A 24,707-nucleotide genomic window follows, 5' to 3' on the forward strand; every position below is an offset into this window, starting at 1 on the left:
TAATTTACAGATGAAATTCATTTTGGTTTTAGCGAGGAGATGATGATGGATGGTTATGCTGATTTAAAGCGAACCAAAGTTTCATTATCCTGTGCACCTCCCTGCGTACTTCCCTGGGTATCTCCGGTGCGCATCTCCCGCTTGTGAGCAAGAAGATCTCCTATTGATTGATCGATAATAGCCAGTCCTTGACGTAACATCTTTTCATCAATCGTCAGCGAAGGCAAAAATTTCACTACTTGATCTTCGGCGCCAGCAAGCTCAATGACTACTCCGTTTTCAAAAGCTTTTTTAGAAACCTCACTGGAAAATCCATTACGAGGTAATTCTAAACCCCAGATCATGCCTACACCGCGCACCTTCGCGTTAAGTTCAGGGTATTTTTCAGCAATTGAGTTTAGCTCTGTTTCCATGATCTCGCCCTTATACTTGACTGCTTCGGCCAGATCATCGTTATCCCAATAAGCAAGAGATTCGGCAGCGGCAACAAACGCCAAATTATTACCACGGAAGGTTCCCGTATGTTCGCCTGGCTGCCATTGATCCAGTTCTGGGCGCATTAACAGCAATGCCAAGGGAAGCCCACCACCGATAGATTTGGATAGGGTTACCATATCTGGAGTGATACCAGCACGTTCGAAACTAAAGAAAGTGCCGGTGCGACCATTGCCTACTTGAATGTCATCGATAATAAGAAGAATATCGAACTCGCGGCAAAGTCGTTCTAGTTGCTGTAGCCACTCATTGCTGGCAACGTTTATTCCTCCTTCTGCTTGAACAGTTTCCAGAATGACGGCTGCCGGAAGATCGACTCCGCTACTGGCATCTTCTAAAAAGCGACGGAAATATTCAATGGTGTCCACATCTGGCCCAAAGTAGCCATCGAAAGGCATAAAGGCCGAATTATTCCGGATCCCGTAGGACTCATCCCGATAGAAGGTGTTTCCAGTGACGGCAAGTGACCCCATGGTCAGACCATGGTAGCCGTTAGTGAAGGCGATGACATTTGATCGCCGCTTGATCATACGGGCTAGTTTTAATGCCGTTTCTACGGCGTTAGTTCCCGTGGGTCCCGTGAACTGTACCTTATATTCGAGGTTGCGGGGAGATAGAATCGTATCATAGAATTTTTGTAAGAATGTTCTCTTGGCCACAGTCGCTTTATCTAGCCCATGCATAATTCCATCACGCTCTATATATTTTAGTAACGCTTTGGAAATAATGGGGTTATTGTGGCCATAATTTAGCGTACCCGCACCGGCAAAAAAATCAATATACTCATTCCCTTGCTCATCATAGAGAAGGGAGCCTTTTGCCGTGTCGAACATGACAGGAAAGGAACGTACATATCCACGAACTTCCGATTCTAGTTGTTCAAAAATTCTCATAACGCTGTACCTTGCTGATAGTAAATCTTGGTTAATAGTGAATTAAATTAAGCTAAAGATTAAAACTTTGATGATTAATCAATGATTAAGGGAATATTTACCTGAGATTTTTTACATCAAATGGGCCAAGGCGAAGAAAAGGTTCTGATTCATGATTTCCTGTTGGAAATAAGGACTCCTCAAAGCCAGGCATTTCAACCAGTTCAGTGTTTAAGTCTCGGGCCAACGACATAAAAAGCGCGCGCGAGGCGGTGTTGGATGGGCTAACTGTAGTTTCTAAAAATGACACATTATGGTGTGCGTTGCGCCGTAAAAGCTCCTTGAGTGCAGATAACGCAAGTTTCCGCCCTCGGGCTTGTTCAGCGACAGCTATTTGCCATATAAATAGCGAATTTTGAGAGGCCGGTAGACGATATCCGGTTACGAAGGCAAGTAACTCATTGTTATCATCAGCAACTAAGCAGGTATCTGCAAAATGTTTACATAAAATGAGATAACAGTATGTTGAATTTAAGTCGAGTGTGCCGGACTCTTTTACTAGTCTCCAAATCTTGGGCGCATCTTGAATGCTTGGATGACGAAACAAAGGATAACTCCTTTTCCTAACTCTAAGAGCACTTTCACAAGTGCTGAGATGCTAACTTTCTATTCGTTAGCATCGATATTTAAGCTATGTAAATATGTATAAGGTATATAGGTTGCGAATTTATGCTTGAGTTTATAACAGGTTAATTTTAATTATCGGTTTAACTTACAATGAGATTTTCAATTCAAGGCATCTGTTACTGTAGTCAGGTTGGGTTTTCATACCAACCTCCTTCAGTTATCTGTGACTGATGAAGAAGTTTTTCAGTAGTAATGTTCGGATCCCGTAAAACTATGGTTTTGAACAAACTACCTCGAAAGGAGATAGACAGCTTTCATAACGTAATTGGCAACATATCATAACGATTCTGATTGCTGACATTCTTGACGTTATGGCTAAATGGTGAGTGTTATAGTGTATAGGACAAAAGAAAATAGATCAAGTTTGGTTATTGACTAAACTGCATTTAGCAAGTGCATTCATGCACCTTACGTTTAGCGTAGGACGGGCTGATAGATGGCGAAAACGCAATTAAAATTAAGGTTTATGGGTACCTCCTTGTACCCTTATGTTACTGCCTCTTGATAGGAATATGCAATTTTATGATCCAATGCCGGAACCAATAGCAGGACGTTTTTGTTCTGTTATCATGCGGGTTTTCGGCAGCTCATCTGAGAGCAGAGTTTCTTTTTCCAAGAGTAACTTTGCGCCATCATCAAGTTGTTGACGATTAGCATTAAGAATTTGCAAGGCTGTTTCCCGTGCCCGCTCGACCAATTCCCGTACTGCACAGTCAATTTCACGGGCTGTTTCTTCGCTATAGTTGCGTTGGATTGCACCTCTAGAGGTCATCTCACCGAGAAACGGCTGTTGCCGTTCTTCATAAGCCACATTCCCTAACTTTTCGTACATGCCGTAGCGAGTAACCATATTGCGGGCAATATCGGTTGCCTTATCCAGGTCATCAGCAGCTCCCGTGGAAATATCCTCAAAAAAAAGGATCTCAGCAGCACGACCGCCTAACAGCACGGCCATTTTGTTTTCTAATTCTTGGCGCGTCATCAGATATCGATCTTCCGTAGGGCGTTGCAAGGTATAACCTAGGGCGCCAATCCCCCGGGGAATGATAGAGATTTTATGTACCGGTTCCATCCCCGGCAGGGAAAGAGCAACTAGGGCATGTCCCATTTCGTGATAGGCCACACGTTTCCGCTCTTCAGGATTGAGTAAACGGTTCTTCTTTTCCAAACCGGCAATGGTGCGTTCAAAGGCATTGGTAAAGTCTTCCATAGTGACAGCATGGGCACTGCGACGGGTGGCTAAGATAGCCGCTTCATTGACCAGGTTGGCTAAATCCGCGCCGGAAAATCCTGCCGTCAAAGCAGCAATCTGTTCAGGGTCCACCTCTTTAGCACAATGAATCTTTTTCATATGCACTTTGAGAATAGCTATTCGTCCAGTTTTGTCCGGCCGGTCTACAAGAACTTGGCGGTCAAAACGGCCCGCCCGCAGCAGGGCTGGGTCTAGGATTTCGGGTCGGTTAGTGGCCGCGAGCAGGACAATTCCCTGACGAGGGTCAAAGCCATCCAACTCGGAGAGCAATTGGTTTAAGGTCTGTTCCTTTTCATCATGGGCTCCAGCGAGGGGGCCGATGTTGCGAGCCCGACCTAAAGCATCCAACTCATCAACAAAAATAATACAGGGTGCCGTTTTTCGAGCTTGTTCGAATAAGTCGCGAACCCGGGCCGCCCCCACACCTACGAACATCTCCACGAATTCCGAGCCATTAATAGAGAAAAAAGGTACTCCTGCTTCTCCGGCCACTGCACGAGCTAATAAGGTCTTGCCTGTCCCGGGAGGACCCACTAAAAGTACGCCCTTGGGTATTTGTGCCCCGAGTCGTCCGTAGTCCTGCGGTCGTTTAAGGAAGGAGACAACCTCTTTGAGTTCCTCCTTGGCTTCGTCAACGCCGGCCACATCATCAAAGCTGACTTGGGTATCTTTCTCCACATAAACCTTGGCTTTACTTTTGCCCACGCTCATCAGCCCACCTATGCCCTGTTTTTCAGCAACCCGGCGGAAGAAGAATACCCATAAGGCAAAGAAAAAAAGGATGGGGATTATCCAAGAAAGCAGCTGAGTGACAAAAGTATTCTCGATGATGCCAGAGAACTTTACCCCATATTGGCCAAGGCGATCCGCCAGTTCTGGGTCAACGCGGGTTGTGGCGAAACGTTCGCGCCCATCTAATGGTGTTTTTAATTTACCTTCCAGGTGTTGTTGGCCAACGTAGATTTCCTCGATTTGGCCATTCTGGAGTAATTGCTCGAATTGACTATAGGGAATGACCTTGACCTCTTGGCTGGTGCTCCACCAGTGTTGAAACAGCAACACAAGAAGCACCGCCACCAGTAGGTACCAGAAATTAAACTGGGCCTTTTTCTCCATGATGCCTACCTCTAATTTTTAGCACTCTAACTGTAGAGCTGTAGAGAAGATTTAGGTTGCGTCGCTGTTTCTTATATAATGCCAACATCTCAAGAGATCAATGCCCCTTAGCAGCGCTATTGAACCATAGCCTAATAGCCCTATTTTGAGTTTGTTTGCGTGAGAGAGATTACTGTCTGCTCTAGGGCCTCAGGGAGACCGGAAAGGACTAATACATCACCAGGCCGCAGCCGGGTGTCTACGGTGGCTCCAGGCACGCGGATTCCCCCCCGACGCACGTTCATGAGCGTGACCCCATACTTCTTAAGCTCCAGTTCAGTGATTGCCTTTCCAATAGCAGCATCCTGGTCGGTTAATGTGATGGCGCGCAATTGGTGGCGGTAATCCCGGGCTCTTTCTTCAGATTCATTGGTGTCGTGAAAAAATGTCCGCAGTGGACGGTAGTTGCTTTCACGGGCCTCATTCATCAGTTGTTCGACCCGTGAAAGGGGAATGCCGAGGAGCAAAAGCAACTGACCTGCAAAAGTTACACTGATCTCAAGTCCTTCAGGAAAGACTTCTGTGGCTCCAGCCCGGCGCAGGGAATATTCATGTCGGTCTTCCACGCTTCGCACTAGGATGGGGAGGTCCAGATGGTGGGAACGTACTTGGCCTATGACTCGTTGAACGATTGTCGCCTCACCAAAAGTAATGACTAGGGCGCGGGCCTGCTCCAATCCGGCAGCCCGTAATATGCCAGGATGAGTAGAATCCCCATAAACGACAGGTTCTCCGGCAGAACTCGCTTGATGAATCCGCTCGATATCCAGATCGAGAGCGAGATAGGGGATTTGCTCCCTATCTAGGAACCGGGCTAAGTTCTGGCCCAAACGACCGTAACCACAAATGATGACATGTTTCTCAAGGGTTTCTGCCTGGATCTCAATGTGTTTTTCTACCTTAATATCTTTTTGGGGTTGAGCAAGTAGCCAGTGGGCGATTGAACCATTAAAGCGCACCATTACTGGAGCCAAGGTCATGCTAAGTATCATGATAGCGAGCAGGATTTGAGCTAAGAAAGGTTCCAGAATGCCGTAACCAATAGCCATTGAAAGTACGAGCAGGCCAAATTCACCACCGTGTGCCAAGCTAATACTTGTTCGCCAGGTATGGAGTAAAGGCTCCCTGAACGCGCTAGCGAGTGCCGCAATTAAGGCCATCTTGGTAAGGATGAATAAGGGTAATAGGAGAGCAATCCAGGGGGCAAGTTGGGGCAAGGCCTGGATATTCAATTGCATGCCAATAGTGACGAAGAATAACCCCAGAAGCAGATCCTGAAAGGGGCGTATATCAGCTTCCACTTGATGCCGAAATTCGGTTTCTCCTAAAAACATGCCGGCCATAAAAGCGCCTAGGGCTGGCGATAACCCTCCAAGCTCGGATATCCAGGCGGCACTCAGAGCAAGCAATAAAGCACTGAGCATGAACAATTCTTGGGAACGGATAGCAGCAACATAGCCTAACACCGGGTGGAGCAGCCAGCGGCCAGCAAAGACCAGGCCCAGGAATATCAGCCCGGCTTTCAGAAGCTCCCAAATTAAGAAGCTGGTTAGCCAATCTTGACCCTTGGCTAATAAGGGCAAGATCACCAGGAAGGGAATAATGGTTAAATCTTGGAACAAAAGAATCCCAATCGCCAAACGGCCATGGCGGGTTAGCAGTTCCATTTGCTCCTGCAACTGTTTCAGAACGATGGCCGTAGAGGACATGGCTAGGGCACCACCTAGGGTAAAAGCACCCCCTAGTGGTACGCCTAGTAACCAAGCACTCAGGGCGAAGACCAATGTCGTCACGAGGACCTGGGCCCCTCCAATGCCTAATACCATGCGTCTGGCAGCTAACAAGGTGGGAAGGGAGAGATCTAGGCCAATGCTGAACATCAAAAATATCACGCCTAATTCTCCCAAAAACTGGGTCTCTTCCGACTCCGGTAACCAACCCAATGCATAGGGCCCAGTTAAGACACCGATACTCAGATAACCCAGAATCGGCGATAGACGCAGATGCTGGAAAAGGGCCACGGTGACCGTGGACAACAGAAGCAACAATAAAATGATTTCTAGCAAAGAGTGGGACATGGTTGATTCAAAAGCGATAAAAAACCAAGCTTGTGGTATCAAAATAGGTGTGGATTTACTCAGTCCTTTCAAGCTATTCAAGTGACAACTGAATAGCTTGGCATACAGGGCCTAGACCGCGCCTAAAAAATAACCATAGAAAGCCTGCTATTTGCTTAAACAAGCAAGGTAGAGGGTACGAGACCTTGAAGAGATAAGAATCTCTTCAATCCTCTCTTAGGGGAAGACGTCCATCTAGGCGGGCATAGAAATTTTGCATAGCAAAGGGACCTAGAAGGGTGGTCAGGGCAATCACAATCACCAAGCTGGCATAAAGCTGGTGATTAAAAATTCCTGACTCGTGCCCTAACTTGGCAAAGATGAGTCCCACTTCACCACGAGGTATTATGGCTATTCCAATGGCTATCCGTGCGGGCCAGGACTCAGGTATTAGGAAAGCTCCTGCCATCTTGCCGATAACTGCGGCAATAAACAAGGAAAGAGAAAAGATCCAAATAAAAGAAGAAGTCCAATCGACCGCTTGGAGATCGAGGGAGAGACCGACCGCCACGAAGAAAAGGGGGGTAAAGAGGTGAATGATGGGCTGCATAGTTTTCTCAATGTGGTCAGCAAACTGAGGATCTGTGGGTAATGCCATTCCCAAGGGGAAGTAAAAACGTCGAGATAAGGCCAACCCGGCAGCAAAGCCGCCTAATATCTCAGGGACACCGAGGAGATGGGCAATCCAGGCAAAGAACAGCACCAAGGCCACCATGGCGGTCGGAATCAGTCCTGGGATTTGACTGACTTTATCCAAGCGGCGAATCACTCCAAAGATGAGACGGGCCAGCACAGGGGCTAGAATTAAAAAGGCCCCGACAAAGAGCAGTATTCTTCCGGTATTGACGAGACTAATACCTCCACCGATAGAGAACTGATAGAGCAAGGCTAGCAGCACTACACCCATAACGTCATCCAATACCGCCGCGCCAAGCACGATTTGACTTTCGGGAGACTGATGACGCTGGAGGTCTGCCAAAACACGTACGGTAATACCGATGCTAGTAGCTGTTAAGGTGCTGCCAATAAAAAGTGAAGTCAGTAGGGGAAAATGGAAGATCTCATAGCTTAAGCTAAATCCCAGCATAAAAGGCAGTATCAAACCAGCGGTAGCGACAATGATGGAGCGACCTCCCGTGCGCATCAGACGTGTCATATCCGTTTCTAGTCCGACCCTAAAAAGGAGCAAAACGATTCCCATTTCTGCTAGGGACACGATGAGCGGGGTAGGTTCTAACCAGCCCAGTAAACTGGGGCCAAGGAGAATGCCAGCTAAAAGTTCACCTACCACAGCAGGAATTTTGAAATAAACAGCTAGCTCCGCCAGGAAGCGAGCCGAAAGCAAAATAAGCATGAGATGAAGAAAAAAAGTATGCGCTTCAGCTTCCATCCAAAATACCTCGTTTGCCTGATTCTTCTATTTATTCCGCTTAGCCCAGTAGTGAATCACCCTTGTAAAAACCAGTTGGTAAGCTGCACGCTGGTTAGAGACAAAGGCGAAACCCTGGAACTTTTATGTCTACCAGAAGATAAAAGTATAAGATCAGAATAAGCAAACAGGAGGAATTGACAGTGTTTACGATAGGGGTATTATCTTTAATAAGGTTTTAACAATCAATTAGTTAATTTAATTTTTTAATATTTTTATTTCAATACTCCAGACAGTTTTAAGCTGCCGTAGCCCCATAGTTTTGCAGGGTTTCATAGGCGGGATGGGATTTTATCAAACTGAAGTCTAAACCTAACTTTTCAGAAAATCGTTGGAGCAGATGCGCGTTGAATTTACGGATTTTCCAGCTCATGATAGAAATGACGTGCCCCTGTGAGTTTGAAGCTTGCTGACGGTCTTCAAGTTTAAGCAGATTCAACACGGTCATGGCGGCATTGAAGTGAAAATGAAGGGCTTCTTTGCTTCGCGCCTGGCAGTCGGACAAGCCGGTAAATTGCTTAGCGTCACGAAATAGAAATTCGATTTGAAAACGGGCTTTGTAGTACCGATACATCTGCTCCGCAGAGAGTTCGGTATCGGTCGAAAATAGCAGAGCGGTCTGCAACCTGTGCCCATCTGGCTTGAGCAAATAGGTGATGCGGATCGTGCGTTTGAGCCCGACACTGTGGACGACTGTGGTGTAAATATAGACCCCCTCCATTTCCCGGACCCACTTAAGGCGGCTCAAGTCGTCAAATTGCACCTTGCCGTCGTACTGCCTGCGACGGCCCCGGGGTTTTTGTGGACCCTGGTAGAGATAGCGTAGGTTGGCGTCGTGGCGAAGCTTGCCGATCTGATGAAGACCGATGTCCACGACCCCATCAGTAAACTTCTTTTTGCTGTAATAGCCGTCGGTGACCAGGTAATCGATAACGCGTGCCGGTCTTCTCTGAGATGCTGCAAGTACCCATCCACTCGTGTTTCATCCGGATGCTCAGGGGGAGGCGTCTGGCGGGTGGAGAAGCTGTAGGCGGTAGCATATTCCACATCCACGAAGGCCAGCGTAGAGATTTCCAGACCCTTCTGGGCCCTATCGTGCGTGCTGTTGTAGAACTTATCCAAACCATAGGTGTGCCGACCACTTTTTTCACTAAAGCTGCAATCCATCACGGCAATAAGCCGGGTACGCTGCGCCAAAAGATCGGCTAAACACAGACGATTGAACTCGACAAAATCAAACGGTCGCCGGAACCACCGGGCGTACGTCTTCTCATTGAGTTGGCTATAACGGCTTAAATTACGAAAGGTGGCTTTGCCACGCAGACACATCCACGTCGTTAATAACACCTTCATCAACTTACGTTGCGCCGTGGAGAGACTGGACATTTGAGCTAAAAGGGTTTCTATTATCAATGTAGGGGCCTTTGGTTATCGTCAAAAAATGGCGTTGTCGTAGACACCATTTTCCGATACCAGCAGGCCCCTGCCTACAGCAACAAGGTATAAAAACTGTCCGAACTATTGATCACAGGGACCTTTTTGTTTTTCTTGGTACTCGGGTCCCACTGGTAATAAAAACCCTCGACCTCTTCCTCGGATCCCTCTTCACTGAGGTCAAACCTCAATGGAGAAAACCGGCCACAAGAATTGATCGCTCCAATAATAAACTTCGCCTCCCAGGAGGGTTTGCCGTGAACAATGGCGAGGTTTTGCATCACGGCAAAAACGGAAGCGCCCATGCGGTTGGCCATCTCCAGGGCAATGACGCAGTTGGGGAGGTTGTCCTGATATTGTTTTGGAACCATGTCTGACTTAGCCAACATAGTGGCCATGCGCTGCACGGACTCAAATGCTTGAATGCTGCCGAAAGCAGACATCGGGGTTTCTTCTTTGACTGCTAGATTCTGTTCACTCATTTCTCCACTCCTTTCGGTCTCTTGGTATAGCGAAAATCCATGTAGCTGGCGGGCGCTACGGTGTAGCCCTTGCGCTTGATCTCTTTGCGGGTGTAGCCGCTCCCGTCTGGGAGCAGCGCAATGGAGGCCTCGCCCATGAGCGCCCTTAAATGATTCTGGGCCACCTCTTTGGCCGTCTTATATTGCTTCTCCAGCTCGGCGGATTGGCTGGCCACCTGGTGCCAGTGCAGGGCGGGTTCAGGGAGCTCAATAATCTCGCCGGTCGTGCCAGGGTAGAGCTTGCTGAGTAGTTGCCCGGTCGTGGGGTGCTCGTAATCTAAATCAGGCGGCACGCCTTCTTTCACGCAGTCCCAAAATGCCGCCTCGATAGCTATCAGACTATCGATTAATCCCGGGTCCCGGGGGATGTTGTAAATCCGTAGGTGGTTGCCGGAAAAGAGGGCGGCCAGCTTGCACAACTCGGCGCCGGTGACGGCCAGGTAATGGGTGCATTGAATAAGATAACTCTCAGGGACTTCGTCGCTGCCCTCGGGGCCCCACTCAGCGGATTTAAATCCGGCATTTTTGCATTCCATGATCCAGGGTTGCCCGGCCACGTCACGGTCGATGTTGGCGACCATGAAAGGGAACTCCTTATGGCGGCGCGTCCGGTTAACCCGGCGCACTTTTACCTCCAGGCGGCGGGCCGCTTCCTGTGCGATAACCTCTTCCAGGAGATTCCCGAAGTCGATATGCTCGCCTTCCACGTCTCCAAAATCGACCTGACCCGTTTTCTCGTAGTAAAGCTGTAGCGGTTGCTTCCATGAAGAAAGCCCCGCGACTATAGGAGCATCTGATCCACCCAAACCCTTTTCTCGTTCGGTCAATTGTTGCTCTGTTAACATCAGATATGCCTCCAAATCTTTCCAGAACGAATCCTCTTAATAGTGGATCGACTTACACCATACTTGTTCGCTAGAACTCCTGAACGTGCGCTAGAAGAACGAATCACAATAACGTCATGTTCTTTCAGCTTCGCTTTTACGTTTCTTTCTCCACGTGCGCCATTTGCTCGACCTTTTTTCTTGCAGTCTCTGCGGTTATCAGTATCAGTTCCTAGAAACAAGTGATTTGGCTCAATGCATAAAGGAAAATCGCATCTATGGCACACAATCATCCCATCAGGAATGGGTCCAATGAATAGTTCATATGCAAGTCGCGATGCTGTCTTAGTCTTCCCTTCAACGCTGATGCATCCATATCCATTTTTGTTTTTTGCGCCTATCCACATAAGGCACCCTGTTTCAATACGAATAGTCTTCTCCAAAAATCTATTGATTAGTGGGACAGTATTCATCTTGTTACGGCCAACCCAATGCTTCTTTCTTGCTAGGGCCTGCCTTTGTGCTTCATTCAGCATGGGCTTTCTCCCCGCCGTGCAATGCAAGAATGCAAAGCGAGGCAATCTCGTCCAGGGCAGTCGCTGACTGCATTGACTCTACCGTCGCCCAACTCTGAAAGTTTTGTTTCCTCGGTGATCTCTGGCGCCGCTTCACACAGCTTAAGGATTTTTTCTATGGTGTTTTTGTAGTCTTCCTTGCTTTTGATATCAGGTGCAGCACCCATGTCCATAGCAAACTTTTTCCCTTCTTCTGTAACGATGTATAGCACTTCCCGTTTTCATTAGGCACAATGTTAAAATAGCTTGTTTTCTTCAACCCGATTAGATGGGTTTAACTGTTATGCCTGCACCCTATTCATTAGACCTACGCCAAAAAGTCATTGAAGCCTATAGGAACAAAGAGGGTTCGATTCGTCAGTTGGCGACACGATTTAAACTGTCGAAGAACACGGTCAGTGGTTTTCTGAGGCGCTTTCGGGAGACGGGGACGGTCCATCCCAAGCGCCGGGAAGGGGTGGGGCATCCGGCAAAAATTGATGAGCCGAGGGCCCAGTATTTGGCCGAGGTGCTCCAGCGCGAACCCGATTTAACGCTCCAGGAATTGTGTCAGCGATTTGAAGTCCGCTTTGGCGAAACGATAAGCACCTCGGCCATGGACCGAGGGCTGAAAAAGCACCGGATCACGCGAAAAAAAAACGTTCTACGATCCCAAAAAGCACACGCCCCGGGTCCAACAACGCTGGCTTGAGTATTGGGTCGAAGTAAGCCTGTGTTCCCCTGAAGACTTCATTGTGCTTGATGAAACCGGGGCGGTATTGAATCTGACCCCGGCGTATGGACGGGCCCCTCAAGGGCAAAGAGCCTACGGGGAAAAGCCGACCACCCAAGGCGAGCGCATCAGCACCATCGGCGCCCTATCCCTGACGGGTGCGCTTCCCGCGATGTGCTTTGAGGGCACGCTCAATGGCCCGGTTTTCCTCTATGATGTCGAACATTTCCTCTGGCCTCATCTGCGGGTAGGAAAAGTGGTGATTTTAGACAATGCCGCTGCCCACCGATATGAAGAGGCGATTGAGCGAATCGAGCAGACCGGCGCCAAGGTGGTCTTTTTACCGCCCTATCACCCTGAACTCAATCCCATTGAATACGCCTGGTCTAAGCTAAAACATGTCCTGAAGAAAAAAGCGGCCCGGACAAAAGAACAGCTTTATGAGGCCCTCAGCAAAGCGCTCACGCTGATTTCACCCCAAAACTGTCAAGCCTACTTTAAGCATTGTGGACTCTGTCCCTAACTTAAATGAGAACCGCTATATATGAGGCCCTCGCTCAGGCCCTCCACACCCTTACGCCAGAGCAGGCCAAAGCCTATTTGGGGCATGTGGGCATCCGGGACTAACCTCATACGCAAAGGCGCGATGGGCTTCTTTATTCTCCAGACTAAAGTGTCGACCTAAACGGGAAATGCTGTAAATAGCGGTTTACGAGTAAAGACCAAATAAGATCGTGCTGCTATTTAGTCATAAACCGCTATTTAGTATTAGGTTGCTATTTAGCGATAGCCTACTTACCTTCTAAGGCTCCACAATATTTAGGGGTTCACCCTAGCTGCTACCGCGGCGAAAGGGGAGGGGATGAGGGGTTAGGGTGATAGTTGCCGCCTTGAAGTATTTATATATTGTAAATACACTATAAAAAATGAACTACGAGTGGGATGAGAAGAAGCGCTCGGCTAATTTGGAAAAGCATGGCCTAGATTTCCTGCGCGCCATCGAAGTTCTGGAGAGTTCGGAGCTTCTTGTGGTACGTGATAACCGCAAGGACTATGGCGAGGAGCGATTTATTGCCTATGGCTATTTAAATAATAGGGTTTACGTCGCGGTCTACGTACAGCGCAGACCGAAGGTGGTGCGCCTCATCTCCTTCCGCAAAGCCAATCGCAGAGAGGTAATGTTTTATGAAACGGCCCTGTCCAGAGGAACCTGATGTGGTGAGGTATACCGAAGAGGAAATCAAAGAGATGATCGCGCGCGGGGAAGATCGGACCGACTGGGATCGAGTGAAGAAGATGCGCGACGAGGATATCGTTATTGATGAGGATTCCCCGGAAATCACCGAAGAGATGATGGCGCGCGCCGAAGTTATCCGACGGCCTAAGGAAATTGTGACGCTGCGCCTGGATGCCGAGGTGCTGGAGTGGTTTAAAGCCCAAGGGAAGGGTTATCAAACGCGCATTAACGCGGTGCTGAAAGCGTATATGAGAGCACGTGAGGAACGGCGGTAGGTTGATGAAGCGGGTATTGCATGTGGAGATCTCTTCCCTGGAGAAATCCCTGGAGCAGTTTGGCAAGGCTCTAGAGCAAACCATGCAAGGGGCTGAATTGGAATCCTTCGAAGGTATCGGGTTTGAGAGCCTAGCGGAGTTGCTGGGTACACTCACGCCTAAGCGCTGGGAGTTGATTCGGCGTTTGAAGCAAGAAGGTCCGATGACTATCTATGCTCTGGCGAAAATGCTGGGGCGAGATTATAAAAACGTGCGCCTGGATGTAAAGGCGCTAGAGGAATGGGGAATCATTGAGCGGGATGAGGTGGAGCGTGTTCTGGTTCCTTGGGATGAGATCGATGTGAGGGTGCCGCTGGCGGCATGAGGGGCGGCGATAAAAGCGTAAGTGACAGGGTAAATTAGCTGAGCTAGAAGAATGAGTATAAATGCGTCAGTGGTTGATCTTTTTTGTGGTGCTGGGGGGCTTTCTCATGGATTTATTTTGGAATCGATGCCAGTGGCAGCCGGCGTCGATATTGACGAGAGTTGCCGTTATGCATATGAGTATAACAACAGAGCTCCCTTCGTTAAGCGGGACGTTGCGACTTTGAAGCCCCAGGAGATAGAAAATCTGTTCTATAAGCATAAAAGGCGTATTCTCGCCGGCTGTGCGCCGTGCCAACCGTTTTCTGTTTATAATCAGAAAAACAACAATCCGAATTGGCAGTTGCTTGCGGATTTCGGTAATCTCGTAGATTACGTCCGTCCGGATGTCGTCTCAATGGAAAATGTACCGCGTCTTTTGAAATTCTGGGAAGGTCGTGTATTCCTCAATTTTATAAATATTTTGAGGAAGGCCGATTATTACATAACCTGGGATATTGTCTACTGCCCTGATTATGGCCTACCTCAAAAGCGATCTCGCCTAGTGCTTCTGGCCTCCCGCTTGGGGCCAATCACCCTATCTAAGCCGATGCATACCAAAAAATACCTTACCGTCAGAGATGCCATCGGTAATCTGAAATCCATTGATGCGGGCGAAATCGATTCGTCCGATCCTCTACACCATGCGTCCCGGCTTTCGGAAACTAATCTCAAACGAATCAAGAATTCCAGACCCGGTGGTAGCTGGCGCGATTGGGATAGCAATTTAATCGCCAACTGCCATCAGGAAAATAGCGGGCGAGGGTATGCCTCCGTCTATGGGCGTATGGTATGGGACGAGCCGTCCCCTACCATTACCACCCAATTTTACGGATTTGGAAACGGACGCTTCGGCCATCCTGAGCAGGATCGGGCACTTTCATTGCGTGAGGGTGCTATTCTGCAGGGATTCCCGATGGACTATCAGTTCGTGGAGCCGGGTCGGCCCATCTATTTCGCAAAGCTCGGCCGCATGATCGGTAATGCAGTTCCGGTCGAACTCGGTCGAGTAGTCGCCCGGTCTATTAAACAACATTTGAAGGCTTACGAATGATGCAGAGTAGTTCCGACTACGAAATGACATTGAGCCTCAATGTACTGGAACATTTGGGCATTAACCTTTATAGCAACGTGCCGTCGGTTTTGTCGGAAGTCGTCGCCAATGCCTGGGATGCGGATGCCGATTCGGTGAAAATTTCTCTTTATCTAGGAGAAGATCAAATTATCATCAAAGATGATGGTATCGGTATGACTCGGGAGGATGTCAACAACCGTTTTCTCCGTGTCGGTTACCGCCGCAGGGATGAAGGACCGGCATTGACCGAGAAGAAGAGAGCTCCAATGGGTCGCAAAGGTATAGGAAAACTTTCTTTGTTTTCTGTTGCGGACACTGTTGAAGTACACACGATCAATGATGGGCAGAAAAGTGCGCTCAGGATGCAACTCTCCGAAATACGGGAAAAGATTAAGGACAAGAACGAGGGAGTTTATAACCCGGAATCTCTTTCCGAGGGCTTGGTGAATTTTGAAAAGGGTACTCGAATCATTGTATCCAAGTTGCGTCGTAAACAAACCATTGGAACTGCGAAGGCTCTTAGAAGGCGGCTGGCACGTCGATTTTCTATTATCGGTGCTCAAGAAGGATTTGAAGTCTATGTAGATGATGATGCGATTACGCCGGCCGATCGCGATTACTATGATAAACTCCAATATTTATGGGCCTACGGTAATCAATCGACCATTGTCTCTCTATGCCGTAATCTTTCTCGTGAGCCTGAAAATCGATCGGTATCAGCTTCTGAAATTAATCTAGATGTTTCCGGCTGGGTGGGGACCGTTCACGAATCCGGTCAACTGAGGGACGACGAGAGCAGCGATAATCTGAATCGTGTGGCAATTTTCGTTCGGGGTAAAATGGCCCAAGAGGACATCCTAGATGACTTCAGCGAGCGAGGAGTCTACGCAAGTTATCTGATCGGAGAGCTACGGGTCGACACTTTGGATCAAGATGATGAGGAAGATACGGCCACCAGTAACCGACAGCATTTGACGGTTCCAAGAAAGCATTGGAGATACCTGCAATCAATGACTGGATGGGGAAGTTGCCCAAGCCTCACCAGAGGCATGCTAAAGCATGGCTGGGAAAGATTTATCGGATCAAGACCGACCGGCCGGAAGAGCGCAAGCAACTTCTGAAGCATGCCGTGTTCGCTTTCGAATTCTATAGGGCGCATCAAAATCTCGAAGCCCTCGAAAGTATCAATGATACCAATCTAAGTGCGGCGTTTGACCTCTTCCAAGAACTCGATAGTCTAGAAGCCAATTTATACGGGCAGATCGTTCAGCAAAGAATAGCCGTCATCAGGACACTACAGGAGAGAGTTGAAGAAAACGCCAAGGAGAAAGTCATTCAAGAATACATTTACGATCACTTGTGGCTACTCGATCCGGCCTGGGAGCGTGCCGAGGCTACTGAATATATGGAAAGAAGGGTCGGGAAGCTCTTCGAAGAAGTTTCCGCTTCCTTAAATGAAGGAGAAAGATTGGCACGTTTGGATATCGGCTATCGAGAAACGGCAGGCAAGCACGTAATCGTCGAATTGAAGCGCCCGGGGCGTTCGATAAGCGTTTTCGAACTTAGCGCGCAGATAAACAAATACCGCAGCGGTATGAAGAAATTTCTTCAAGATCTGGGTCGCCCGCATGAACCTGTGGAGTTCGTGTGCTTACTCGGGCAGCGACAGAGCGAATGGAATGATGATCCGAAACTGGTTGAAAATAATTTAGAGACAGTATCGGCGAGGATCAAATTGTATGAAGAACTTCTGGAGCATGCTTTCCGTGCGTACAAGGACTATTTGGATAGCCGTAAATTCGTCGATCGATTGCAGGAGGTAATCAAGGCGATAGACGATTATGAATCTGAGAATGGAACGTAATCCTCCAGTCGATCCGCAACGCAGCATCCTGATGTCGCGCGTCAGACAAGCGAATACCGCGCCGGAGATGCTCGCCCGTAAAATTTTGCATCGGATGGGTTTTCGATTCCGTCTCCATCGTCGAGATCTTCCCGGTTCACCGGACATCGTTCTTCCGAGCTACCGCATCGCAATATTCGTTCACGGTTGTTTCTGGCATCGCCATCCGGGGTGCAAAAAAGCCTCGATACCTAAATCCCGAAGAAGCTTTTGGGAGGAAAAGTTCGCAGCGAATGTCGAACGAGATAGAAAAAACTATATTGCCCTGAATGAGCTAGGTTGGCACTGTGTAATTATCTGGGAATGTGAGACCAAAGATATTCCGGCGCTGGAGTCTCGCCTTCAAGCTGAATTGGTCAAGTATATGAAGTGGAGAAATTGAGAGAAACCAAGAAAAAATTATAGATTTTCAAGGTACTAAGTCATAATCATGATTTATGCATTTACCACCCGCCCTCGGCGTTTTGTGATGCCGGATCTGACTGTCTTAGAAACTGCCTTAGAATTGGGTTATGAGGATATTACTCCGTCTCTCCCCTCGTATCCTCAAGGATATCGTGTATCAATACTGATAAGGTGCCCATGGCCATTTCGGGCTGCTTTGTAATGGCACCGGCATACCCGCGCGCAGTCCGCTCTCCTTTGTAAATAGCTGCAAAAGCAATACCCACGCACTCACCTGATCGGACCCTGTCCTCCAGGTAACGGAGTGCCGCGATCATATCACTGGAGGTGATTTTTCGTATTTGCCGTTAAATTTCTTGGTGATCGTCAGATCTTTTTGGTCATTCTCAGACATCATAATTCCCCTCAAGCGCGCCCTTATTGTCTCTTTCTCCTGGCATGCATTAATAGCTCTTGATCAAGCTGCCGGAGAGCGCCCAGAGCAAAATTGGGGTCTTGCCCAGCATAGCCGGACCAACCCTTCACCACTCGTCGCCCTCTCGCAACTCCTATAAAAGCAATTCCTATAATACGCCCCTGTTCTGCAGCTTTAAGAAGTTTTTTTAGGGTGTCAACGGTTCCTTCTGATCTATGTTGCTCATTCAAAGTCGTTATTTTTGTTTTGCTGACCGTCTTCTTCTCCAAAAATGTCCTCCAAGGATTCTCCAGGGCCAAGGATTACACCTTCATCGTCTCTACGGTCTAGCCCACTCCTGCGCTCAAAATCCACTTCATGAACATTCTGCCGGCGGTCCTTACCGCTGCGGCGGTCTTTCTTTCCCTCCTTTGCGTTCTGATCTGGTTCAGAAGAAGGCGTTTCGCGGAATGGAGGACGAATATGGATTGCGTTCTCGTTAACCCCGAGCAGCATCAGGATAGCTTTTACTTTCTCTGGTGGGGCCTGGGAAATCAAGCGGGCAAGCTGTAGGGCATGATCCGGGAAATCAGCAGGGGCTTCTCCATACATAGGGCCTTTGCCTATAGCCAGCCATTTTACAGAGACATTAAGTTTCTCCGCGGTAAAGATAAGATTTTCAGGCTTTAGCCCTTTTGTTTCTCCACTTTCCCACTGAGCTACAGCAGCGCGACTGACCCCGACATAAGTCGCCAGATCTTGCTGGGTCAGTTTTGCCTTCCTGCGGGCGATTTTAATGCGCTCACTAATACTGCTAGCCATGTAAGAAAGCTTACATTGGCTGTTAGTTAGTATGCTTGACCTGTTTTCGTAAGTATGCTTACATAACCTCATCATGACTAAATCCGAAGCAATAAAAATGTTTGGAAGCGTCGGCGAGTTAGCTGCTGCTCTCAAGATTACTCGCCACGCCATTTATCAATGGCCAGAAAAAATTAAAGAACCCAGGGCAAGCCAGATAAAGCTGATCGCGCTTCAAAGAGCTAACCCTGGGCTGTTTTCTGGCTCTGAAAACAAAACCTATCAACACCCTAAAGAAGACCCAGCCGCATGACCGTCTCCTGTCAGCACTGCCGCCACGCCAAGCCTTGGCTTGTCCATGGCGGGGTCCACGTCGAATGCCTGGCCAAAGGCGAGCGGGGATACGCCTGGGATATCGAGCGGCAGTGTGGGCAGTTTGAGCGCAAGTCATTGCAAAAACCTCTCGTCTATCCACCTCAAAAATCAGTGCGCAGATGATAGATGGGCGGCAATGCAAATACCCGCAAAATGCGATCGCTCGTTTTGCAGCGAGTTGCAGAAAAGGGTCAGAAGCGCATTGCCGAGCGCATCGAGTCCACTGTTACGCGGATATCGCGGTTCTTCTCGGGCAATGGCGGGCTCACGCTGGACGAGGTGATCGAGACGCTAGACGAGAACGATTTGAAGGTAGTGGACAAGGACGCCATCACCATTTCAGCGGAGGAGTACGCCGCGCTGAAGCTGTTCGCGCGGAAGGGGCTGAAAGATTAACGCTCTCTACCGCCATCCCCGGGGCGGCAATACCGGGGACACCGACGGGAACCGTTTGGGTCTGGCAGGAGTGCCAGGCCCGTTTTTTTGTGGAGGGTGGTGATAGATGAAAGCACTAACCAGAAACCATTTGACAATGAGCTCCCTTGAGATTGCCAAGCTGTGTAAGAAGCAGCATGGCCATGTGATGAGGGATATTAAGGAGCTTGATAAGCAGGGAATTTTATGTGCCTCCAAATTTGGGGGCACATATCCGGTAAGAGGCAAGAGGATAAAGCAAGATGCAAAACCTCGTTAATTTGGAAGTCCTGGACCAACAGCTAACTATGTCCTCCGTCGAGATCGCGGAGGTCTGTGGTAAACAGCACAAGAACGTGCTCGCTGATATAAGAGCCCTTGAGGAGCAAGGGGTTATCGATGGGCTGAAATTCAAGCGTAACTACAAAGACTCTCTGAACAGGGAGAAACCCTGTTATCACTTGCCAAAACGCGAAACCCTCATCCTCACCTCCGGTTATTCCGCCAAGCAGCGGGCCGCGATTATTGATCGCTGGCTTTATTTGGAGGAGCAAAAAAACAAGAATCTATCGCCTGCGGAGCAGCTACTGATGCAGGCTCAAATGCTCGTTAAAAGCGAACGCAGAATAGCCGCCCTCGAGGAGCGGCAGAGAATTACCGAGGGCAAGCTGGAAGATTTCGCTACCGGCGCGGAGCACTTCTCTATCACGGCCTATCACAAGCTATTCCTTGCTCAACAAATCTCCAATAACCAAGCCAATTCAGACGGGCGCAAGTTATCCCACATCGCCAAGAACCAGGGCATTAAGTTAGGCCGAGCTCCGCACCCGGTATGGGGGACTGTCAACACCTACCCAAAGGCGCTCCTGGATGCTTACTACCGTGGCGAATATCAAACCCACTGAAGGAGAACTCCATGCTAGCAGAACATCATCTCATTGATCCCCCTATCCTCGATGCTCGACGCAACGACTTCATGCATCAAGTGGGCTACACCGTTTGCCGGCAATGGCAGGAGGGGATGTGGCGAGACATTTTGCCCCATTGCGATCGACCCCATTCTGGGAGGCGGGTTTCTTATGTGTTCGGGCCCAACCTGAACGACATCGCGCGCCGGGAGTTCGCTGAAGGCTGGGATAAGCGCCTCGAGGAGACCCGGGAGCGGAGGAGGCCTGTTGGCGTGGCGAGAGACCGGGAGGGGAAACGAATTTTATTAGCGCTGCTGCTGGGCTGCGCTTTGTTTTGGATAGCCGTTTTTAGGCTGATTTTTTGAGTCATGGAGATCACCGAAGACGACCAAGAGTTTTTCGAGGAACGTGCCGCGATCATGGAATTTGAGGGTGGGTTATCCAGGGAAGAGGCTGAGAGAGAGGCTAGGAAGCTCATGAAACGGAAAATCGAGCGGCGCGCCTATCTTATCGATGAAGCAAAACAAGGGGGTTAAAAGTGGGCCACATGGGCATACAAGAAGCGATTGTTGAGGGCGCCATTGTATGGGGCGTGAAGGCCGTAGCCATTATTGGCGTGGCGGGGCTTTGTGCGTGGGTTTGGAATCTGTTGAAGAAGTAGTAACCCTGTTACTGAAGGAAAGAAATATTATGGAATTCAAGATCAGTGATAGGGAATGGCAGGTTTTATTTGATGAACCCTCCCACTTGTTCAAGATGTACGCTGCTATTCGAAAATATATGGATTACCAGACGGGAATGTCGGGCATTAAGCGGCGTTTTTCTGAGCAGTTTTTTAGCGGCGTTTTGTATGTTGAACCCAAACCAGGGAGACCTCGGGCACTAAGTGGCTATCCGACGAAAAAAGAGATTTATTACTCTATCCAGTCACTAGCAAAAATCAAATCGGATGACGGAACCCCTCTCATTATTTTGCGTAAGGATTTGGGGCCTTTTGTTTTCGAGCTTCCTCTGGCTTCAACTGGCCATTCTCAATGGGGAACTAATAGGGAACTAAAGGGGAACTCAACAGGGAACCAATGGGGAACAGAAAATAATAGTAAAAACAATGAGAAAGAGGCTGATAGTGCACCTAATAGGGAACACCAAAAATCACAATACTCCCCTCAAAAGGGCACACTTCTGGAGTCTGGTAATAATAATATAAATCTCTTTAACGGGCGTGCGCGTGTAGCAAATAACTGGCCAAGATTTCAGGCTCAAGAGAAATATCCACCACCTGATGAACTCATCCCGGACGGGAAGACAAAAATGCATGCGCTGAATAAATATTTCCCTGAAGACCAGATCCCGGCGTTAGCAGAATCGCTACTGGATTGGCATCGGGCTAACGGAGTTTGGCGGACAGACTACCAGGCGGAATTGAGGCAGTGGATTACTAGGCGGGCAGTGGAGACAAAAGAAAACCCGGTTAACCATGGAGACCAACCGGGCAAATGTGGAAGTACTTCCGGGGGTTATTTTGAACAAAATCGGCGATTTAGTCAACGAAAACTTAGCGCAGCGGAGCGCCAACTTGAACTCCAACGAGAATTTGAGCGGCTGCACCCCGATGAGGGGGCAGACATCATCGACATCACAGGGCAATGTGCACGAGTTAACTGACAAGCTCATCACCCGGCTCTGGGCCAAAATGACGCAAATCTATGGACACAAATGGTCGTCGTCCTATGGAGACTCTACCGATCAAGGAAAGCTCACGGAAACGGCACGTACTTGGAAAAAAGGGCTTCGCGGGATTACAGGAGAACAGATTGCTCATGGTTTGGCTCGGTGCCTTGAACGTGACGATCCTTGGCCGCCGACGTTGCCTGAGTTTAGGGTACTTTGTCTTGGATGTGATGTGCCACATAAGCAAAATGCTGCGGCTTATCGCAAACCTGAACATTTGGCGTTGCCCAAACCCCGACCCAGCCGAGATAAGGCAAGACCTTATTTGCAATCACTGAGAGCGGCGCTGCGTGGAGCAGAGCAGAGCAAAGAGGAGGTGTAGAGGTTATGCCTGAGAACATCAAATACTCAATCCTCTACGCCGATCCACCTTGGAGCTTCAAAGTCTGGAACCGGGATACGGGAAGCGGCCGCAGCGCCGAGTCCCATTACCGAACGATGAGCCTGGAGCAAATCAAGGCGCTGCCGGTGAATGAGATTGCCGAGAAAAATTCGGTGCTGTTTCTCTGGGCTGTTAATCCATCGCTGCCCGAAGCCATTGAGGTCATGACCGCCTGGGGGTTTACCTACAAAACAGTGGGTTTTACTTGGGTCAAGGAAACGATGAGCGGCAAAGATCATGTGGGCATGGGCTACTACACGCGGGCGAATGCTGAGCTTTGCTTGCTGGCAACCAAGGGCAAACCATTGTCCAGGCAAAGCCGATCAGTGAGGCAGTTAATCCGGGCCAAGGTAGGACGGCACAGCGAGAAACCCGCTGAGGTGCGAGACAGGATCGTTGAATTGTTTGGTGATTTGCCACGGCTAGAAATGTTTGCGAGGGAGAAAGTATCAGGATGGGATTCCTGGGGGAATGAGGTGTTATCGGATATCGAGTTAGAGGCAGCCTAAAAATGCAACGTCACCCCAAATACAAAGAGGGCCGCCGCGCCAGGGAGGGCGAACCTTACAACAGGACCGAGATAAAAGCGATCCGGCATTTTAGTTCCCAATTTTCTTGGGAAGTCATTGCTAGGGGGCTGGGTAGAACTAAATCGGCGGTAATGTCCCAGGCATACCAGCAGGGGATACATAGAAGGGGTAGATGTGCTGATTAGCGAGAGCGATATAACCAAAGCAGTGGAGGAAACGATCTCAAGGGCGGAGAAGCGGGGGAGTGTGCTGGTGTACTTTTCCCCTCACTATCGAAAAATATCGATCTCCCCGAAGTGGGCGATGAATAGAAAAATCAAGGATTTTATTTTAAGCCATCCGTTTTTGATCGCGGGGCATTGCAAGAAAGAGGAAGGTTTACAAAGCGTCGAGTCCGCGATCCGTGAAATGGCAGAGCGGATTAATAGCGATGAGGAACATTTGGAAATGCTCATGGATGAGAGGAAAAAGACGTGGAGCAGAATGGGGCCGAGTCGTCCTAAGAGAAAGCTGCCGGCAAGGTGGAAAGATCTTAATTTTCCGTTGACAGTGAGGTTGAGTGGGAATGCTTAGACTCACCGAACAGCAGTACCAAGCTATTCAGGGGCGCACCAAGGAAGGGGTGTCCCTACCTGTACCGAAAAACACTGACCCGTTTGCACGGATGAACAAAACGGAAAAACGCTATGCCCAGATTTTGGAAGCTAAGAGGAAGGCGGGTGAAATTAAGGACTGGAAGTTTGAGTCAATTAATTTGCAGTTATCTAAGCCGGACAAAGCGGCCAAGCAGAAAGGCACATACTATAGGACTGACTTTATAGTAATAACAGATTGTATTGAAATACACGAAGTAAAAGGCGGTTTTATCATGGAAGACGCCGATCTGAAATTCAAGATCGCGAGGGAGATGTACCCCTGGTTCCGGTTCGTGATGATGCAATATAAAAAAGGAAATTGGTTAAGGGTTAGATAAATCCTATGGTTTTTAGCTTTATCAAATGACTAATCGTTAGTTATGTTTTTTGGAGATAGAAAAATGCAACAAAGCAAAGCGTGGTATCAGTCTCGTGGTGTTTGGGGTGGCGTGGTTACTATCGCGGCGGCGGCGGCTGGAGCTGTGGGTGTCGTGATCTCCCCTGAGCAGCAGGATTTGATTGTGAATTCCGTGGTGGCGATTGCCACAGGTGTGGGTGGTCTGCTGAGTTTGTACGGCAGGCTGAAGGCGGATAAACCTATCCAGGGGGCAAAGTGATGGGGGTAATCTTGCTCAAGTATTTACCTCAGGCGCTGATGCAAATCGTTCCTTTGATTGCGAAAGAAATCGAGCGGCGCCGGCTGCAAGAGAATGAGAATGACGCATTGGAACTCGCGATTGTGCGCAGGAAGCGGAAGCGGATGGGGAAGGAGATTGAGGAGATTGTGAGGGAGAATCAGGAGTGAATTTTAAATGGCCGAGCACAGAAGATAATTTGTTAGTGCCGTGGTATACCGCAGCTTGGCGCATAATGCTTTTTCCTGCCTTCTATGTTGGAGTGTTGATTTCTACATTGGCTTTGTTGATTTCTCACGGCAAACACGAGGCGACAAGTTTTTATAGGGATGCTTTTTAACTATGAACAACTATACCAGTGATATCAGCATTGGCGCTCAAAATACACCGGTAGAAGCAGACTCCACTTTCGCGTTTCTGTTTTTTGTCATCATTGCGGTGATATTGCTAGCTCCTGTTGCTGTGCTGCTTGTTGAATATATCAGACTTAAATTCTTTGAGTTATTTGGAAAATGAAATTTATCTTGTTGCA

General features: G+C 48.7%; 34 protein-coding genes and 1 pseudogene. 23 read left to right on the forward strand and 12 right to left on the reverse strand.

Annotated elements, in window-relative coordinates:
• Nucleotides 1-53: 53 nt before the first annotated feature.
• The 10 genes from ectB to E3U44_RS10685 form a co-directional block, all read right to left on the reverse strand.
• Nucleotides 54-1,388, reverse strand: coding sequence for a diaminobutyrate--2-oxoglutarate transaminase (ectB, locus tag E3U44_RS10640; RefSeq protein WP_134358138.1), 1,335 nt, complete (start codon nt 1,386-1,388; stop codon nt 54-56).
• Between the two features lie 97 nt (nt 1,389-1,485).
• Nucleotides 1,486-1,974 carry a diaminobutyrate acetyltransferase gene (gene ectA, locus E3U44_RS10645; RefSeq protein ID WP_134358139.1) on the reverse strand — a complete coding sequence of 163 codons (489 nt, stop codon included), beginning with the start codon at nt 1,972-1,974 and terminating at the stop codon, nt 1,486-1,488.
• A gap of 600 nt (nt 1,975-2,574) precedes the next feature.
• The gene (gene ftsH / locus E3U44_RS10650) at nt 2,575-4,422 is read right to left on the reverse strand and encodes an ATP-dependent zinc metalloprotease FtsH (protein ID WP_134358141.1); all 1,848 of its coding nucleotides are present in this window, start codon (nt 4,420-4,422) and stop codon (nt 2,575-2,577) included.
• A 140-nt stretch (nt 4,423-4,562) separates the two neighbouring features.
• Complete coding sequence (locus E3U44_RS10655) at nt 4,563-6,539, reverse strand: cation:proton antiporter (protein WP_134358143.1); 1,977 nt, start codon at nt 6,537-6,539, stop codon at nt 4,563-4,565.
• A gap of 205 nt (nt 6,540-6,744) precedes the next feature.
• Complete coding sequence (locus E3U44_RS10660) at nt 6,745-7,968, reverse strand: cation:proton antiporter (RefSeq protein WP_134358144.1); 1,224 nt, start codon at nt 7,966-7,968, stop codon at nt 6,745-6,747.
• A gap of 277 nt (nt 7,969-8,245) precedes the next feature.
• Nucleotides 8,246-8,938: a transposase gene (locus E3U44_RS19625; RefSeq protein ID WP_166805161.1), complete on the reverse strand. Its 693-nt coding sequence runs from the start codon at nt 8,936-8,938 to the stop codon at nt 8,246-8,248.
• Between the two features lie 556 nt (nt 8,939-9,494).
• A complete protein-coding gene (locus E3U44_RS10670) occupies nt 9,495-9,923 on the reverse strand; it encodes a hypothetical protein (protein ID WP_134358146.1) in 429 nt (142 codons plus the stop codon).
• On the reverse strand, nt 9,920-10,807 hold the full coding sequence (locus E3U44_RS10675) for a YqaJ viral recombinase family nuclease (protein WP_134358147.1): 888 nt from the start codon (nt 10,805-10,807) through the stop codon (nt 9,920-9,922). The genes E3U44_RS10670 and E3U44_RS10675 overlap by 4 nt, the downstream gene beginning before the upstream one ends.
• Nucleotides 10,807-11,322: an HNH endonuclease signature motif containing protein gene (locus tag E3U44_RS10680; protein ID WP_134358149.1), complete on the reverse strand. Its 516-nt coding sequence runs from the start codon at nt 11,320-11,322 to the stop codon at nt 10,807-10,809. The genes E3U44_RS10675 and E3U44_RS10680 overlap by 1 nt, the downstream gene beginning before the upstream one ends.
• On the reverse strand, nt 11,316-11,573 hold the full coding sequence (locus E3U44_RS10685) for a hypothetical protein (RefSeq protein WP_134358151.1): 258 nt from the start codon (nt 11,571-11,573) through the stop codon (nt 11,316-11,318). The genes E3U44_RS10680 and E3U44_RS10685 overlap by 7 nt, the downstream gene beginning before the upstream one ends.
• Before the next feature lie 71 nt (nt 11,574-11,644).
• On the opposite strand from E3U44_RS10685, the gene E3U44_RS10690 reads away from it, so the two are divergent.
• The 9 genes and pseudogenes from E3U44_RS10690 (at nt 11,645) to E3U44_RS10730 (ending at nt 17,347) form a co-directional block, all read left to right on the forward strand.
• Nucleotides 11,645-12,052 (forward strand): helix-turn-helix domain-containing protein, encoded by a 408-nt coding sequence (locus E3U44_RS10690; protein WP_240761383.1) that lies wholly within the window; start codon nt 11,645-11,647, stop codon nt 12,050-12,052.
• Between the two features lies 1 nt (nt 12,053).
• Nucleotides 12,054-12,596, forward strand: a pseudogene (locus tag E3U44_RS10695) (transposase); the annotation flags it as partial.
• Nucleotides 12,597-12,999: 403 nt separating this feature from the next.
• On the forward strand, nt 13,000-13,287 hold the full coding sequence (locus E3U44_RS10700; RefSeq protein WP_134358155.1) for a BrnT family toxin: 288 nt from the start codon (nt 13,000-13,002) through the stop codon (nt 13,285-13,287).
• Nucleotides 13,259-13,585, forward strand: coding sequence for a BrnA antitoxin family protein (locus E3U44_RS10705; protein WP_134358157.1), 327 nt, complete (start codon nt 13,259-13,261; stop codon nt 13,583-13,585). The genes E3U44_RS10700 and E3U44_RS10705 overlap by 29 nt, the downstream gene beginning before the upstream one ends.
• Nucleotides 13,586-13,589: 4 nt before the next feature.
• Nucleotides 13,590-13,949 (forward strand): HVO_A0114 family putative DNA-binding protein, encoded by a 360-nt coding sequence (locus E3U44_RS10710; protein ID WP_134358159.1) that lies wholly within the window; start codon nt 13,590-13,592, stop codon nt 13,947-13,949.
• 51 nt (nt 13,950-14,000) lie between these two features.
• A complete protein-coding gene (locus E3U44_RS10715) occupies nt 14,001-15,041 on the forward strand; it encodes a DNA cytosine methyltransferase (RefSeq protein WP_134358161.1) in 1,041 nt (346 codons plus the stop codon).
• Nucleotides 15,038-16,183, forward strand: coding sequence for an ATP-binding protein (locus E3U44_RS10720; RefSeq protein ID WP_134358162.1), 1,146 nt, complete (start codon nt 15,038-15,040; stop codon nt 16,181-16,183). The genes E3U44_RS10715 and E3U44_RS10720 overlap by 4 nt, the downstream gene beginning before the upstream one ends.
• Before the next feature lie 8 nt (nt 16,184-16,191).
• Nucleotides 16,192-16,926, forward strand: coding sequence for a hypothetical protein (locus E3U44_RS10725; protein ID WP_134358163.1), 735 nt, complete (start codon nt 16,192-16,194; stop codon nt 16,924-16,926).
• Nucleotides 16,916-17,347: a very short patch repair endonuclease gene (locus E3U44_RS10730; RefSeq protein WP_206054754.1), complete on the forward strand. Its 432-nt coding sequence runs from the start codon at nt 16,916-16,918 to the stop codon at nt 17,345-17,347. Before E3U44_RS10725 ends, E3U44_RS10730 begins: the two co-directional genes overlap by 11 nt.
• 139 nt (nt 17,348-17,486) lie before the next feature.
• Here the strand turns inward: E3U44_RS10730 and E3U44_RS19300 are convergent, their stop codons facing one another.
• Together E3U44_RS19300 and E3U44_RS10740 are read right to left on the reverse strand one after the other, a co-directional pair.
• Nucleotides 17,487-17,636 carry a hypothetical protein gene (locus tag E3U44_RS19300; RefSeq protein ID WP_166805054.1) on the reverse strand — a complete coding sequence of 50 codons (150 nt, stop codon included), beginning with the start codon at nt 17,634-17,636 and terminating at the stop codon, nt 17,487-17,489.
• A 371-nt stretch (nt 17,637-18,007) separates the two neighbouring features.
• Entirely contained in the window at nt 18,008-18,586 is a 579-nt protein-coding gene (locus tag E3U44_RS10740; protein WP_166805055.1) for a helix-turn-helix domain-containing protein, read from the reverse strand.
• 73 nt (nt 18,587-18,659) lie between these two features.
• Between E3U44_RS10740 and E3U44_RS10745 the strand changes: the two genes are divergently transcribed.
• The 14 genes from E3U44_RS10745 (at nt 18,660) to E3U44_RS19310 (ending at nt 24,691) form a co-directional block, all read left to right on the forward strand.
• The gene (locus E3U44_RS10745) at nt 18,660-18,878 is read left to right on the forward strand and encodes a Cro/CI family transcriptional regulator (RefSeq protein WP_134358165.1); all 219 of its coding nucleotides are present in this window, start codon (nt 18,660-18,662) and stop codon (nt 18,876-18,878) included.
• Nucleotides 18,875-19,063 carry a hypothetical protein gene (locus E3U44_RS10750; RefSeq protein ID WP_134358166.1) on the forward strand — a complete coding sequence of 63 codons (189 nt, stop codon included), beginning with the start codon at nt 18,875-18,877 and terminating at the stop codon, nt 19,061-19,063. Before E3U44_RS10745 ends, E3U44_RS10750 begins: the two co-directional genes overlap by 4 nt.
• A 3-nt stretch (nt 19,064-19,066) precedes the next feature.
• Nucleotides 19,067-19,336, forward strand: a complete 270-nt coding sequence (locus E3U44_RS10755) for a hypothetical protein (protein WP_134358167.1) — start codon at nt 19,067-19,069, stop codon at nt 19,334-19,336.
• Between the two features lie 281 nt (nt 19,337-19,617).
• Entirely contained in the window at nt 19,618-20,259 is a 642-nt protein-coding gene (locus tag E3U44_RS10765) for a Rha family transcriptional regulator (RefSeq protein WP_134358169.1), read from the forward strand.
• A gap of 11 nt (nt 20,260-20,270) precedes the next feature.
• Nucleotides 20,271-20,627 carry a hypothetical protein gene (locus E3U44_RS10770; RefSeq protein ID WP_134358171.1) on the forward strand — a complete coding sequence of 119 codons (357 nt, stop codon included), beginning with the start codon at nt 20,271-20,273 and terminating at the stop codon, nt 20,625-20,627.
• Nucleotides 20,628-20,630: 3 nt separating this feature from the next.
• On the forward strand, nt 20,631-20,798 hold the full coding sequence (locus tag E3U44_RS19305; RefSeq protein ID WP_166805056.1) for a hypothetical protein: 168 nt from the start codon (nt 20,631-20,633) through the stop codon (nt 20,796-20,798).
• Nucleotides 20,799-20,847: 49 nt separating this feature from the next.
• Nucleotides 20,848-21,927, forward strand: a complete 1,080-nt coding sequence (locus E3U44_RS10775) for a hypothetical protein (protein ID WP_166805057.1) — start codon at nt 20,848-20,850, stop codon at nt 21,925-21,927.
• A complete protein-coding gene (locus E3U44_RS10780; protein WP_134358175.1) occupies nt 21,911-22,315 on the forward strand; it encodes a hypothetical protein in 405 nt (134 codons plus the stop codon). The genes E3U44_RS10775 and E3U44_RS10780 overlap by 17 nt, the downstream gene beginning before the upstream one ends.
• Before the next feature lie 5 nt (nt 22,316-22,320).
• A complete protein-coding gene (locus E3U44_RS10785) occupies nt 22,321-22,884 on the forward strand; it encodes an MT-A70 family methyltransferase (protein WP_134358177.1) in 564 nt (187 codons plus the stop codon).
• Nucleotides 22,885-23,079: 195 nt separating this feature from the next.
• Entirely contained in the window at nt 23,080-23,478 is a 399-nt protein-coding gene (locus tag E3U44_RS10790; protein ID WP_134358179.1) for a hypothetical protein, read from the forward strand.
• Nucleotides 23,471-23,878: a hypothetical protein gene (locus tag E3U44_RS10795; protein WP_206054756.1), complete on the forward strand. Its 408-nt coding sequence runs from the start codon at nt 23,471-23,473 to the stop codon at nt 23,876-23,878. Before E3U44_RS10790 ends, E3U44_RS10795 begins: the two co-directional genes overlap by 8 nt.
• Before the next feature lie 63 nt (nt 23,879-23,941).
• Nucleotides 23,942-24,157 (forward strand): hypothetical protein, encoded by a 216-nt coding sequence (locus E3U44_RS10800; protein WP_134358181.1) that lies wholly within the window; start codon nt 23,942-23,944, stop codon nt 24,155-24,157.
• Nucleotides 24,157-24,345, forward strand: a complete 189-nt coding sequence (locus E3U44_RS10805) for a hypothetical protein (RefSeq protein ID WP_134358183.1) — start codon at nt 24,157-24,159, stop codon at nt 24,343-24,345. Before E3U44_RS10800 ends, E3U44_RS10805 begins: the two co-directional genes overlap by 1 nt.
• A gap of 172 nt (nt 24,346-24,517) precedes the next feature.
• Nucleotides 24,518-24,691 (forward strand): hypothetical protein, encoded by a 174-nt coding sequence (locus E3U44_RS19310; protein WP_166805058.1) that lies wholly within the window; start codon nt 24,518-24,520, stop codon nt 24,689-24,691.
• Nucleotides 24,692-24,707 lie beyond the last annotated feature (16 nt).

The organism is Nitrosococcus wardiae (assembly GCF_004421105.1).
Taxonomy (GTDB): Bacteria; Pseudomonadota; Gammaproteobacteria; order Nitrosococcales; family Nitrosococcaceae; genus Nitrosococcus; species Nitrosococcus wardiae.